The sequence below is a fragment of the Thiomicrorhabdus hydrogeniphila genome, from assembly GCF_054656895.1.
Genome location: NZ_BAAHXL010000001.1, coordinates 2482391 through 2497092, shown reverse-complemented (window position 1 = coordinate 2497092; position 14702 = coordinate 2482391). Strand labels below are relative to the sequence as shown.

Annotated in this window: 11 protein-coding genes and 1 tRNA gene; 11 read left to right on the top strand and 1 reads right to left on the bottom strand. The window is 36.6% G+C overall.

The window, feature by feature from the left end; genetic code table 11:
- Position 1 precedes the first annotated feature (1 nt).
- From ACYQ0E_RS11260 to ACYQ0E_RS11215, 10 genes are all read left to right on the top strand, one after another.
- Positions 2 to 727, top strand: coding sequence for a hypothetical protein (locus ACYQ0E_RS11260; protein WP_460188322.1), 726 nt, complete (start codon positions 2 to 4; stop codon positions 725 to 727).
- Positions 728 to 735: 8 nt separating this feature from the next.
- Entirely contained in the window at positions 736 to 2835 is a 2100-nt protein-coding gene (locus tag ACYQ0E_RS11255; protein WP_460188321.1) for a type II secretion system protein GspD, read from the top strand.
- Positions 2835 to 3041: a hypothetical protein gene (locus tag ACYQ0E_RS11250; protein WP_460188320.1), complete on the top strand. Its 207-nt coding sequence runs from the start codon at positions 2835 to 2837 to the stop codon at positions 3039 to 3041. The genes ACYQ0E_RS11255 and ACYQ0E_RS11250 overlap by 1 nt, the downstream gene beginning before the upstream one ends.
- A gap of 96 nt (positions 3042 to 3137) precedes the next feature.
- A complete protein-coding gene (locus ACYQ0E_RS11245) occupies positions 3138 to 3683 on the top strand; it encodes a hypothetical protein (protein WP_460188319.1) in 546 nt (181 codons plus the stop codon).
- Between the two features lie 87 nt (positions 3684 to 3770).
- On the top strand, positions 3771 to 5318 hold the full coding sequence (locus ACYQ0E_RS11240; protein WP_460188318.1) for a di-heme oxidoreductase family protein: 1548 nt from the start codon (positions 3771 to 3773) through the stop codon (positions 5316 to 5318).
- Positions 5319 to 5393: 75 nt separating this feature from the next.
- A complete protein-coding gene (locus ACYQ0E_RS11235) occupies positions 5394 to 6308 on the top strand; it encodes an AAA family ATPase (protein ID WP_460188317.1) in 915 nt (304 codons plus the stop codon).
- A 47-nt stretch (positions 6309 to 6355) separates the two neighbouring features.
- Positions 6356 to 7324, top strand: a complete 969-nt coding sequence (locus tag ACYQ0E_RS11230) for a DUF58 domain-containing protein (RefSeq protein WP_460188316.1) — start codon at positions 6356 to 6358, stop codon at positions 7322 to 7324.
- Positions 7321 to 9441 (top strand): transglutaminase TgpA family protein, encoded by a 2121-nt coding sequence (locus ACYQ0E_RS11225; RefSeq protein ID WP_460188315.1) that lies wholly within the window; start codon positions 7321 to 7323, stop codon positions 9439 to 9441. The genes ACYQ0E_RS11230 and ACYQ0E_RS11225 overlap by 4 nt, the downstream gene beginning before the upstream one ends.
- An 8-nt stretch (positions 9442 to 9449) precedes the next feature.
- The gene (locus ACYQ0E_RS11220; RefSeq protein WP_460188314.1) at positions 9450 to 10622 is read left to right on the top strand and encodes an FTR1 family iron permease; all 1173 of its coding nucleotides are present in this window, start codon (positions 9450 to 9452) and stop codon (positions 10620 to 10622) included.
- The gene (locus ACYQ0E_RS11215; RefSeq protein ID WP_460188313.1) at positions 10615 to 11409 is read left to right on the top strand and encodes a prepilin peptidase; all 795 of its coding nucleotides are present in this window, start codon (positions 10615 to 10617) and stop codon (positions 11407 to 11409) included. Before ACYQ0E_RS11220 ends, ACYQ0E_RS11215 begins: the two co-directional genes overlap by 8 nt.
- Positions 11410 to 11705: 296 nt before the next feature.
- Here the strand turns inward: ACYQ0E_RS11215 and ACYQ0E_RS11210 are convergent.
- Positions 11706 to 11781, bottom strand: a tRNA-Arg gene (locus tag ACYQ0E_RS11210).
- A gap of 759 nt (positions 11782 to 12540) precedes the next feature.
- Here ACYQ0E_RS11210 and ACYQ0E_RS11205 point away from each other — a divergent pair.
- Positions 12541 to 14697: a choice-of-anchor O protein gene (locus ACYQ0E_RS11205; RefSeq protein WP_460188312.1), complete on the top strand. Its 2157-nt coding sequence runs from the start codon at positions 12541 to 12543 to the stop codon at positions 14695 to 14697.
- Positions 14698 to 14702 lie beyond the last annotated feature (5 nt).

Genomic DNA, 14702 nt, shown 5'->3' with positions numbered 1-14702 from the left:
TATGATATTACATTTTGATTTTATAAAAATAAGTCGTTTATGGATTATTTTACTTTTGTTAATAACAAGTGCTTTAGTTTACGGTCAAGAAGTCACTGAATCTGAATCTAAGATTAAAGAATTACAAGATAATGCAATAGATATGTTGAATAAATTACCTAGTCAATCAGGTTCACAAAAAGCAAAAAACCAAGTACAAGACTTATTTGATTATTATGACAATACGGTAAGTAAAGCTTTGCCTGGTGGTAGGAATGTAAAAACAAATCAAACCGCCAAAAAAATAATAGATAAAACCGATGTGGTAGAAAAACCAAAACTCGAAGCGCAATTTTACGAAACAAATTATGCAAAAACGTCGTATAGAAAATCGCCTTCAAGAGGGTATAGGGATCCATTTGCGTTAACGAATCAACTGGTTCGACATGACTTAAAGCGGGGTGAGCCTTCTGGGAATCAAATTTCGAATCGAAACTATAATTTTACGCGTTTAAGTGCTTCGGTGGAAGTACCTAAACTAACGCTTAGAGGTTTGATTCTAAAATCAGAACACGAAAAAGCCGCTATTTTAGAAGTTGAAGGGTTAGGTACTTATGTCGTTAGAGAAGGAGATACGGTTAGTATCCCAAGTGGCGGAATGAATAATGTAATTAAAGTTACCGAGATTGGCCGATTAAGTTTATTAATTGAAGTCGGAAAACTGGGTGAAGTGATTGTTGTTAGGTAGAGGTTTAAATGAAAAAAATTATTAAGGTATTACTAGTTTCGACCTTGTTTTTAGGTAGCTTTTACAACTCTGCTTATGCACAAAAAGCGGACTTTATTGGTGATATTGAGTTACGAAAAGTCAAAACACAGGATGCGGTACGCATTTTGTCAGAACTATCAGGCAAAAACGTTATTGTTACTAATGATGCTGCAGATGTTGAATTTTCGTTGTTTATTCGTAATGCGTCTTTAGATGAAGCGATAGATAGTATGTGTCGTGTGACAGGACTTTGGTACCGCCAAGATGCGGATAGTCATGTGTATGTTGTTATGACTCCAAAACAGTTTAAAGAAGATGTGTTGGTTTACCGAAATGAGTCAACCAAAGTGTTTACTTTAAAGCATCAGAACGTAGTAAGTGCCGCAAATGCTATTAAAGCTTTGTTTGGTAACCGTGTGGTTTTAGAAGAACCTGTAAGCGATACCAGTTATGAATTTGATGGCGATATGAATGAGAGTGATAGCTCGACTCTGTCGACAAGTTTAAGCACTCAAAAACGTATGCTCAATAACTATTCGTCGACCTCAAATAATTCGGCTTCAGCATTGGCCGGTGAGGTTGAAGGTTTGCAAGGTGATTTAACCCTGTCTGCGTTGCAGAAGATTGGAGAGAAAACGGCTCTACGTGATTCTGATGTGAGCGGACTTGTTCAGGCGGCTCCTATTAGGGTTACTTACAATAGTCTGCATAATTTACTATTGGTACGTAGTAGTGATCAAAAATCATTGAAGGACATTGAAAAATTAATTGAAAAAATAGACCAACCAGCTAAGCAGGTCTTACTGCAAATGAAAATTATGCGAGTCGCTTTGGGTGAAAATGAAGATTCGGTTTTTGATTTTCAATATACCGCTGGTTCAACAAGTGGTCCAAATTCAGCAAGTGCTAGCAACCCTCTTGGCACTACCAGTCTTTCTGAGAATGTGTTTGGTTTAGGAATGAAGCCAGACCAGTTAACGGCTGGTAGTTTAGTTTTTCAAGTTGCAAATAGTGATTGGCTTGCTAAGCTGGCTTTTCTTGAGTCGGAGAATCGTACAAAATTAGTTTCTACCCCATTAATAATGGCCTCTAATAATAAAGAGGCAGAGATTTTTATTGGTGAGGAACGTCCTTTGGTAGAAAACATAACCGCAACAGGTGGCACAATTTCAGATGGTACTGTTCAGCCGATTGTTTTGAGTACACAAATGACTAGAAAAGAAGTGGGTACTAAGTTAAAAATTTGGCCAAGAATTAACTCTGATTCCACGGTGACATTGGATATTGAACAAGAAATTTCAAGAATTAATTTGGGTGCGGCAACAATTCCCGTTGCCAGTGGTACAGGACTTTCTGAGTATGCTATTGATACCATTACGACAACTAACTTAGATTTAACCGCTGTTGCTAAGCACAACCAAACCATAGCGATAGGTGGTTTGATTGAGGAAACCAGTACAGATGATTTAAGAAAAATTCCAGGTCTAAGTGATATTAGCTTTTTAAAAGATATTTTTTCAAGTACTGAAAATGACTTTGCGCGTACTGAATTAGTTATTTTAATTAAACCGTTTATTTATGACTCTGTTGATCTTCATTCAGATGGTATAAAAAAGGTAAAACAAGAACTGAGCTTTGATGACAGTATTGATATTGTTAATGGTGAAATAGTGAAGTCAAATGATGAAACGACTGATATTAAAACGCAGTTACAAAGTTTAGACTCTATTTCTAAACAATTAAAAGAGTTGGTTACGCAAAGAGATGTTTTTAAATCAAAAATGAATATAGATTGGAGGCATGAAGCCTTTTTAGTGAGCAGTTTAGGAAGTGTTGAAAAAGAAGGGCATTATTTTACAAGAGTGTTGGTAACCAACCAAGGTCTTAACACTTTACCATTGACAGAATCTACGTTGGGCAAGTATTGGTATGGACAGGCCTGGTTATTTGGATCAAGTGAAAATAACGCGGAGATTAAGCCCAATGAATCTAGATCTGCGATTTTAATTTCTAAAAAGCCAATAGAGCAAGTTTTAACAGAAGAGAATGTACCTATGCGTTATGTGATGGGTGGAGGTGATTTATAATGATGGCAAAAATTACTATATATGCTTGTTTTATTTTTATTTTGACAGGGTGTAATTTAAAGAAACCAGATGCACCATTTGAAGTGGGTATTGATAGACAAAGCATTAATACAAAAGCAAATTATTCTAAATCGGGCAAGGTTCTACTTTATTTAAAAAAAGATGAACTTACCAATAATTATCAACGTTTAGACTTTAATTATTAGCGGTTTTAATTCAGCTAAAAGTTTTTCTTACCTTAATTTTATCTTTAAGAGATGAGTTTACACACATATTATTCAATTATTTAGAGGCAAAGTGAAATGTCGGAACTTTTTTTTGTAAATCTATTTCATCAATTTGCAGTGGGTCTGAGTGTAGGTGCATCAACGTTTGCAATGATCTTTTATTATTATGTTGTTGGGCAGGGCACAACTCATCCAGCGCAGCATAAGTTTATGCATATTGTCTATTTTGTATTAAGAATAGGAATGGTTTTAATTTTAATTTCAGAATTTGTTGTTTTTGAATATAACTATCAAGTGAATAATTATTTGTATTGGATGGGTAATCCAGAAGTTTTGGTACGGTTAACTATTTTTACAATTATCGTAGTTAATGCCGTATTAATGCAAAAAAGAATGATTTCTATGTGGATTGGTCCTGCTTTAGCAGGCGGTTCGTGGTACGCATTTTTCTTCTTTAGTGTGTTTGTTGATATTCGCTGGGTAGAACTTGGATATAACTACACCACCTTAATGGCTGGATATGGTTTGTGGTTAATTGTGGTTGGATTAGCATTAGCGGTACTTAGACTATACTTAACAAAGTATAAACAACCGACACCAGTCGTGGCATCTCAAAGTTAAATTTAGAGCAAATAATTTTGAGATTTAGTACAACTAAAAATAAGTTAATAAATATCTGAAGTGGCAGTTTGAGTTTAAGGAAGTACAATGATTTTAGAACTAAATGAGAATGATATTGATAACGATATTGATAGCAATAGCCAGAAAAGGTCTGGAAAGTTTTTATTAGTTGGTTTTGGTGTATTGGCTGTTGCAATTGGAGGTCTTATTTACCAAGCAAATAAGGTTTACATTGAACCTTTTAAAGGAGCTTATGGTGATGCCTCAATGGATTACTTAAAAAAAGAGAACCCTAAGAGCTTAAGTGGTGGTGATTTAACACACTTTCACTCAGGTGGTTTAGCTTTTGAACAAGAAACCCCCAATCTTCCTTGGGGGCTTTCGGCTGCATTTGATAGGGGAGATGGTATTTTTGAGCGTGAGGTCACGCCCTCTGTTCCTTCAAATTATAGGTTTGATGCGGATGGAGTAGGCCCACAATTTAATAATAACTCCTGTGAGGCGTGTCATCCAGGTGATGGTCGCGCTAAGCCTGTTGAAAATATGAATGAACAAATGAATGGTATGTTTGTCAGAATTTCTGTGCCAGGTGAAGGAATGCATGGTCAACCGATGGCTCGTCATCCAGGCTTTGGTTATCAAATTGCGGATAGAGGAATTGAGGGAGTGCCTGCGGAAGCTGATACACGAGTTTCTTGGATTGAGGTGCCAGGTCAGTTTCCAGATGGTACGCCTTACTCGATTCGTAAGCCCTTTATTCATATTTTGAACTCTGCTCATGTTGATGTATTGCCAGATGCTGTAATGGAAGTACGTATTGCAAACCCTGTATTTGGTTTAGGGCTATTAGAAGCGATTCCCGAAAAAACGATTTTAGAGTGGGCCGATGAAAACGATGCCAATTCTGATGGTGTTTCAGGTAAACCCAATTACGTGTGGAACCCTGAAAAAGGAACTGAAGAACTTGGCCGATTTGGTTGGAAAGCTAATAACTCTTCATTAAGAATGCAAGCGGCGGATGCGGCATTTAATGATATGGGGGTTACCAACCCGATGTTTAGAGAGTTAACCAGTGAACGTCGCCCAGATTTTTTAGCTTATCAAAATTGTAGACCAGAACAAACAGAGTGTTTAGAAGCCTTTGATAGTGGTGTGCTTGAGTTTGAAGAAGATCAAATGCAAGACCTTGTAACGTACTTGCAGTTTTTAGCCGTGCCTTACCGTAGAGATGTCGATAGCGCTCAAACATTGAAAGGAGAAAAACTTTTTGCTGACGCAGGCTGTGTTGCTTGTCATAAACCTGTAGTGAAAACAGGTGGACATAAATTAGCGCGTTTAAATAACCAAACTATACACCCTTATACGGATTTGTTATTGCACGATATGGGGGATGGTTTATCTGGTCGACCAGATTTTAAAGCCACTAAACAAGAGTGGCGTACAGCACCTTTATGGGGTATTGGTCTAACAGAAACTGTAAATGGTCATACAAATTTTTTGCATGATGGTAGAGCAAGAAATCTTGAAGAAGCCATTTTATGGCATGGTGGCGAAGCTGAAGCTGCAAAGCAGTTTTATATGAGTTTAGAAAAAGAAAATCGCGAAGCTCTTTTGGCTTTCTTAAACTCACTGTAATGACCTGGTTTAAGGTTTATTTGGATAAAAAGACATTTTATCAATACGTTTTTAAATATTAAAAGGAGATATTAATTGAAAAATTCAGTCAATTTGCTTAATACACTGTTTGATGACCTTAATAAAGTGATTGTAGGAAAGCCTGAAGAGTTAAAAATGGTGGTTGCCTGCTTATTGGCTGACGGGCATGTTTTATTAGAAGATTTGCCTGGAACGGGTAAAACGTTATTGGCTCAAGCACTTGCTAAAACAACGGATTTAGAAATGAAGCGTGTGCAAGGCACCAATGATTTGTTGCCTAGTGATTTAATAGGAACTCAAGTTTTTTCAAAACAAGATGAAAAGTTTAGGTTTATAGAAGGACCTATTTTTACTTCATTATTACTAATGGATGAAGTGAATCGTATGCCCCCAAAATCACAAAGTGCGTTACTGGAAGCGATGGAAGAGCGCAGAATCACCGTAAACGGAACGCCTAAACGTTTAGGAGAGCCTTTTTGGGTTATTGCAACACAAAACCCACAAGGACAAATTGGTACTTTTGCTTTACCAGAAGCGCAGTTAGATCGTTTTTTAATGAGTCTTTCAATGGGATACCCAGACCGAAAATCAGAAGCAGATATTTTATTAGGAAAAAATAAAAGAGCGCTTTTGAATGACATGGATTCATGTTTGACCATTGAGCAGTTATTGGCGTTTCAAAAGCAGGTTAAAGAAGTGCACGTGTCTGAAAGTTTGGTTGAATATGTTTTAAATATACTGGAACACACTCGTAAGTCGGGTTGGTTTGAGGTTGGCTTATCTACCCGTGCAGCGCAAAGTTTAATTAAGGCGGCACAGGCCTGGGCATTTATTCGCGGAGATAATAAGGTTTTGCCTGCAGATATTAAAGCGGTATTTGTACCGGTTGCAGCACATCGTTTACCTGGCCAGCGTGAATCAGTGGTGAAAAAATTAGAAGAAACTTTAGAGAATGTTAGGTTGCCATAATGCATATTTCAAAAGTCAAAATGGGCGCCATAAGGTGTAAACCTTCTATGATAGGTTGGTTGTTTATGATTATGACCTTTTTAGGTTGGGTTATGTCTGTTAATTATAACAATAACTTATTGTATCTAATGGTTTTTACGATGCTTTCATTAATGATTGTTTCTTTGCTTTTAGGCTGGCTTAACTTTCTCAATATTGACATTGTTGGTATTACAACACACTCTGTTTTTGCTAAAGATAAACTGCATTTGGAATGCAATGTTCAAAATAATAACTTTAGTATGGCTGGTGCTATTTTTATAGATCATTCGTCTAAAAATAGCGTTGATAAAGGTGAAATTGTTCGTGGTGAACCGCTTGATATCTTAGTTGGAACTACGCAGGTTTTATCGTTAGAAACGACAGTACATAGAAGAGGGAATATTGCTTTATTACCGATTCATCTTGCGAGCTTATACCCTATAGGCTTGTTTATTTTTTACAGGCCTGTTAAATCTGAAGTGAACGCTTGGGTTTATCCTGAGCCTGTCGGAGAACACCTATTAGAAGACTTTATTAGCCAAAATTCATTTAAAAATGGAATTGAAGCCGATGAGATGAAGACTTTGCGTCACTACCAACCTTCAGATAGTTTAAGCCATATAAATTGGAAAGCTTACGCACGTAGCGATGAACTTATGACAAGTGAGTACGACGGTGGTGTGAGTAGTCCATCTATGATGTTGGATGAAGAAAGTTTGCTAAACCTAGACTTAGAGTCGCGTTTATCACAGCTTGCAAAGTGGGTCTTAGAAGCTGAGAACATAGAAGGTGAGTATGGATTAAAGTTAGGTGAAATGATTATAGAGGCGTCAAAAGGTAAGACGCATCAGCAGGCTTGTTTAATGGCTTTAGCTAAGTACAAGGTTGTGTTGAATGAAGCAGGTTATCAAGAGCGTCAAGGCCAAAAAAAGCCAAGTTGGTTTATTCCTACATTTAAGGTCAAAAATAAACAAAGTAATGAGGTAAAAGTGTGAACACACGATTATTATCTTTAGATGATGGCTTTAAAGGTGGATTGTTTTGGTTTGTTTCAAGTTTATTTGCAGTCAGTATTTTAGCGGTTTCACCGCTTTTTTCTAATTGGTTCTGGGGGTTTTTAGCGGTACTTTTGGTTTGGTTTGTATTAGGACAAAAATATACCCAATTACAACGTTTTAATGTATGGGTAATGATAGCGACATTGTTGAGCTATGTTGCGGCTATTTTTTTACTAGAAAATAGTTGGTTATCGGCGCAATCGATTAGTGGGTTTTTAGTTTTAGTTATTTTTTTAAAGTTAATTGAAATTCGCAAAAAAACAGAAGCTTTATGGATTATTGCTTCGTTAATGGTACTTATTGGTATAGGTACCCTTTATTGGAATTCAATTGCTTCATTTGGTTTTTTGTCACTTATTATGTTTGGCGTGACTTTGAGTATGGTTTTTCTTATTCAAGTCGGCAAATTACGCTGGAAACAAAACCTTTTACTATCCAGTAAATTATTTCTTCTCTCATTGCCTTTAACTATTATATTTTTCTTTTTAGTACCTCGATACGAAGGACCTTTGTGGGATTTAGGCTTGGCTTTTGGGGTACCTATTACCTTAACGCAATCCGCGCCTCCTGAACCTCTAATTGAAGGAAATCGTTTACGTAGCGATAAGTATAGCTCCTTTTTAAAACAGGCCAATACGGTATTGGTTGCAGAGTTTAGTGGTAAAACGCCCTATAAAAGTGATTTGTATTGGCGTGGACCTGTCTTTACGCATTTTGATGGTTTGGAATGGTTTTTAGAAGATGGTTCTTTAACTCGTTCTGCCTTAATGAAGGGAAAGTACACCAGTAAAAAACAGTGGGCTAAAGATGTTCAATACCAAGGTAAACCGCAAAAATACCATGTAAAAGTGATGCCACATGGTCAACGTTGGTTGTACGCATTAGAAAGTTCCGCCGCTGGCGCTCCTGAAACGTTTTTAAGTAGAGATTTACAGTTATTAAGTATTCGCAATATTCATCAAGAATTTAATTACGATTCACAATGGCTAAAACATTATCGAGTGAAGCCTCAAATAACGCAGGATGAACGAAATGAGTCTTTAGCTTTTCCTGAAAATACTAATCCTGGGTTAAAGGCGTTTGGTGAGGATTTAGCCAAACAATACCCCGATGCTGAAAAGCGTATCTTGTCATTATACAAGTTGTTTAGTCGCTCTTTTTCTAAGAGTGAACGAAAGGATGCTGTTGTGCCAAATTATTTAGATGATGTTTGGTTGAATAAAAAAGGCGGTAGCGTTTTAGATATTGCTTCAGCCACCGTAATGGTATTGCGTGCATCAGGTATTCCAACTCGGTTAGTCACTGGGTTTAGGGGGGGGAACATTGTTGCCTTAACGGATTTTGTGATTGTTAAACAATCGCATGCACATATTTGGCTTGAGGCTTGGCTGGACGATAAAGGCTGGGTTCGTGTTGAACCACAAGACTATATTAATGTTCAATCGCTTAAAGATCGACAATCTAGTTTAGTAAATATAACGGGTCAAGAGAAAAAAAGTAAAGTTAAGCATAATACGGAATCTTCTGCAAAAAAACAGTCAAAAGATACAGGTACACAAGAAGGTAACAACTCTTCCCATATTCAAACGCATAGCAACGCTGTTCAGAAAGAAGGATCTAGTGAAGATTCATGGTTGAATTTCTTTGATAAGTGGTTAGTTGATTATGATGCTGATAAACAAGAAAATTTATTGAAAAAGGTTGGAACGGATAGTGGTTTTTCTGGAGGTAAATTAGTCATTATTGTGATTGGTGGGGTTTTGGTGGTGGTTTCTCTTTACCTTTTGGTTTTAGGTTTTTTAGGTAGAGCAAAAAAAGATGGTATTGCTCAAGAGTATGCAAAATTGCAGAAATCGCTCTCTACTATTATTGTAAGCCAAGAAAATGAGTGTCCATCGGCGTATTTGGAACGCTTAAAACATGCAGATAGTGCCATTTTTGAAATCGTAAATCCACTGATTAATAAATATCTGGAATACAAGTATGGTTCTGGTGAAATAGATAAAAAAACACTAAAAAAACAGTTTGAAAGGGTATTAGGGTTACTGAGCTAGGATGAATAATGAATTGGATTAAAACAGGTTTGTTTGTATTACTTACACTAGGTATGGCATTACAGGTACAGGCGACAGATTTAGAATCTGTAGAAGAGGTTAAGAACGTTATTATTAGTGAGTCTGAAACTTTATTAAATACATATAACCCAGAAGAAGGAATGAAAACTGGGGCTAAGTTTTCACGCTTATATTTTGATGTGTTTGAAGCTTCGGGTATGGAGTTGAAAATTGGCTTGCTAAGCCAAAATTTAGTTATTGAAATAGAATCAGACTTTGGCGATTTAATTAATATGAGTATGAAGGGTAGGCCTAAAGACGATTTAATTAAAACCTATACAAGTTTAAAAACCAATTTACAAGAAGCGGCCGATTTACATGAAAACCGAAGTGTGACATGGGCGAGCCAATTTGTTCAGTCTTTAATTATTTTAGTGCGAGAAGGGGTAGAAGCCTTATTGGTGATTACAGCACTGATTTTATATTTAAAGCGTTCTGGAAATGCTGATCGTACTCCGACTATTTGGGCTGGTGCTGGCGTAGCAGTAGTATTAAGCGTTATCTTAGCTTGGGGGTTGATGACACTTATTTCGCTTTCAGGGTCCTATCGAGAAAATTTTGAAGGGTTTGTAATGTTGTTTGCTTCTTTAATGATGCTTTATGTATCAGGATGGCTGTACCAAAAAAGAAATTTAGATTGGAAACATGAGCTGTTTTCAAAAATGGACTCTACTGTTACGACAGGCGGTGTTATCGCTATGGGAATGGTAAGTTTTCTCGCTGTTTTTAGAGAGGGGATTGAAACAATTTTCTTTTATCAAGCATTACTTGTAGATGCGCAACATAGTTATGAACCTATTATTGCTGGAATTATCGTTGCTTGTTTGCTTTTAGTTATGATTTATTTTGCCATTAAGAAATTTAGTTACCGTTTACCCGTTAAGCAATTTTTTATGTTTACAGCAGTGTTTTTGTTAGTTATGAGTTTTATTTTTATTGGCAAAGGTGTTTTAGAGCTGCAGATGGGAGGCATTCTTAGTAGAACGGCCTTGTCTTTTGATTTTAACGTAACATGGTTAGGCTTGTTTTCAAATCAAGAAACCGTGTTAGTACAGTTGTTATTTGCTATTGCTGTACTAACATTTTTTATTAGAAGTAAGAGACATAAATCAAATGCTTAATTTACTAGAGATTTATCCGCAATGGTTTATCTATACTGTGATTGGTATTTTTGGCTTATTGTTTGGTAGTTTTTTTTCAATGGTCACTTGGCGTTTGCCAAGAATGATTGGTATGGATGGTTTTCAGCAAATTAAAGCTATGAGCCTGTCTCGTTCTCAGTGTTCGAGTTGTCATACCGATTTAACTTGGAAACAACTTATTCCCGTATTTAGCTGGTTGTTTTATCGTGGTAAATGCGCTCATTGTCAAGCCAAAGTATCTGCACGATATCTTTGGATTGAATTGTTTACCCTTGCAATGACTTTTATCCCATTTGTGTTATTTGGGTTAACCGAAAAGGCGTTTATATATGTGATTTTAATGTGGTTTTTTGTTGTTATCACTGTCATAGATATTGAGCATCAGTTAATTTTAGATAGTTTAAGTTTGCCTTTATTATGGTTAGGACTATTGGTCAATATGCATTATGAATATATTGCTTTGGATTTTGCTGTAATAGGTGCTGTGGTAGGTTATTTATCATTATGGATTGTGTTTCAGGGTTTTAAATTAGCGACAGGCAAAGAGGGTTTAGGTTTTGGTGATTTTAAACTCTTTGCCGCAATAGGGGCTTGGTTTGGTTGGGAGTCTTTATCGAGTATTATATTATTTGGATCTATCATGGGAATTGTTTGGGCACTGCTCAGTTTATATTTATTTGCTCGGGCTAAAAAAGCATTCGCATTTGGGCCTTTTTTGGTTTTTGGTACAGTAAGCTATTTAATATTTACTGTTCTAAGGGCGTAAATAGTGTCTTATTTTCCGTCTAAAAGAAGGAATGCCTTTTCAACCGAAGGGGGATGGAATTTACCGATACTATTCTAGTGTTTATAAAAACTTCTGATATAAATGAATCTCTAATATTTATATAAGTATTATTGTTTAAATTCTTTTTCAAAAAAAATATTCGGATTTCAAAAGTCTTGGATTACTGTGATAATAAAAAAGAAACAGTCGGTTTTTAGGTTTTAAGTGACACCAAAGTTGGCACAAATCTGTCACAGAGGAAAAAACTAAGGTTTAGAGCTAAGTTCGAAAATAGATGGTACGCTCGGAGGGACTTGAACCCCCAATACGGCCTCCGGAGGGCCGAGTTATATCCAGTTTAACTACGAGCGCATATTTAGAAGTCCGTATTATAAGGGTTTGGAGTAATTTAGAAAAAGTTTTTTTATTTTAATCAACACCTATTCTAACTTTTTCAACTTAACTCGAGCACAGTCATTGTCTTGGATAATTGATTGTAGCCCTCGTTGTGAAATTATCCTATGGCGTAGCCCTCCGGAGGCAGGGGTCGGGGGTTCGAATCCTCTCAAGCGCACCACTTTATTCTTTTTACGATTATTTTAGTGGCTCTTCTTTTATTAAAACGATTTTTTGTTTTTTAATACGTATTTTTAACCTTTTTTACACGGTTAAAACTTGTATTTATGGCTTGTAAATGCAAATGACATCTTCATGTTTTAACTTTGATTTTTATAAAAAACAAAGTGATATATTTTCATCAAATCTTTCTTAATTTAAATCAATTTTTGCGCATTCATTTTTAGGATAAATACCATTAGATTTTGTTGCTTTTTATGGTTATTTATACATTCTCTTTATTCAAATTTAACCCTTACGGGTGAGTTAAATAACCTTTTAATTGTAAATCTTACTTATTCCTTGTTGTTTCTTGGTTTTTAAACTATATTTGACTTAATTATATTGTGGTTTTTATGGCCTTAAAAACGTTAATAGATCAAATTATAGAGCATGTTTGTGCTCTATATATTATTGATTAATAAGCGTAATATAGAATTTGAGAGAGTGATATAACTCAGCAGAGACTGAGATATGATTTGAAAGTAAATCAATATGGACTAAGGTAGGTAGAAAATGAAAATACAAAAGAAATCTTTAATTATTGCCGTGGCAGTTGCTATGGGGGTGACTGGTAATGCTTATGCGGCTGATGAAGCTGATACACAAATGCATTTTAGTACACCGATAAAATTATCGAGTAGCCAAACGCCAGATTTGGATATGGCTTATAAAGCAAAATTGGTGCGTTTAGGTAATGGCGCTTTGGTAAGTGTTTTTGGTGATGGTGTAACGGATCATGTTGTTTATGACTTAAAAGATGACGAAGAGCGTGCACCTAGAGATATTTTTATTAGAGCTTGTGACAGCATTAATACTGACTGTGCCCTTCAAGAGAATTGGACTGCTCCCGAAAATGTTTCTAATACTGCAGAGAAAACCAGTATTAGCACTGACATGAATGGTGATATAGACGGTAGTGCTACAAGAACACCTTATTATGGTGATTCGGATAAACCGAATATTGCCAATGGTGGTTCTAATATCATGGTGACTTGGACGGATAAATATTGTACGGGTGATGCCCAGAGAACGGTATCTTACGTCACTCGTAGTAATCGAGAAATTCCTTTTAGCTGTACGTATGCTCGTGCTGCAACTGTTTCTGGCGCGGGTGTAATCGCTTGGGCATCAGAGCCTGTTCAGTTGAGTGATGGTTCGCGTGATGCAAAACAAGATTCAAGTAAAATTAACTCAATGGGTAAATCTGTTATTGCATGGCAAGAAGATCCACAAGGTTTACAAATTGGTGGTGGTGATGGCCCAGGGCATGGTGCGTCTGGTGCAACAGCTAACCACGGTACAGATGTTTGGTATGCAACGACTGCAACAACCATACCTAAAGTAGTTGATGGCGTGACTGTATCAGGTAAAGTTGGTACTTTAAGTGCAGCGGCACGTTTAACGGATAACGCAACCAGTAACTTATCTGGCGGGCATCCTTCTGTTAAAGATAAAGATGGTAATCTTGTCGATGGTGCAAATATTGACAGTGGTCAAACATCAGCAACTCGTGCCAATACAGGTTTAGTGGGTGATCAAATTGTGGTTGCTTATGAAGAGACTAAAGGTTCAGAAGAAATTGAAATTGGTAAATATATTCGTTACCACAGTTTTGATTATACCGTTGACCCAAGTACAAAAACATTACAAGCAGGTTGTTTGATCTCTAACCCAGCAGAAAATGCACGTCGTGTACGTTTTGTACCACAAGCAACGCCAGGTGAAAGTGGTTTGCAAATGGGTATTTTCTGGAAAGAAGGTAAATATGATGGCGGTGGCCCATCTGATATTGTGGCACGTTTACTTAAAAACGGCGTAAGTCATACAAATATGACGCCTGCGGTTGCAGCAAATTGTGAAACATCTGTTTACGCAGAAACATCTACTTTGGTTAATGAACCTGCTTTAAACTTGAGTAGTAACACCAAAACAGGTGGTAACTTAGCAGATACTACGGAAACAAATAATGTAGAAAATGCGTTAGCGCATCGTGGTGCGATTGTTGGAGATGATTTATATATTGGTTATACCTATACATCTGACTGGGCACTAACAACTTATACCACGTTGGATAATTATAATTTCTGGTTAAGACATTATGATGCTGTAACCGATACTTGGACAGCACCAAAAAATATCTCTAACTTGCCAACGTTGGCTTTGAATGTACGTGAACCACGTTTTGTGAAAACGCCATTCTCTGATGATCCAGCACAAAACTATAATAAAGATGCCTTTATTATTGCGTGGGGTAGTCAAACCAACGTAGCAACACACTTAGAAGACCCATCAGATGTGGATATTTTTTACACACGTTCATTTGATAAAGGTGAAACGTTTGAACCTGTTGTAAGAGTTGAAAATCCTGATGGAGCTGGTCGTTTTGAATCTCAACTACGTCCAACACCTGATGGTCAGACGGTATATGCTGTATGGAATGAAGAAAAAGATGGCAAGGTAGAAGCTATTTTTTCTAAAGCGGTTACTGGTGAAGTAACGGGTGTTAGTGCTTATGCTTCACTTTTATCTGATTTAGGAAGTGATACTACAGTAGCCTCTACAAGTGGTGGCGGTAGTGCAAATGCATTTAATGGTTGGATTATGCCTGCAATCATTGCCTTTTTAATTGGTGTTATTGGCTTTATGGGCTTACGTAAAACACAAAAATAAAAAGG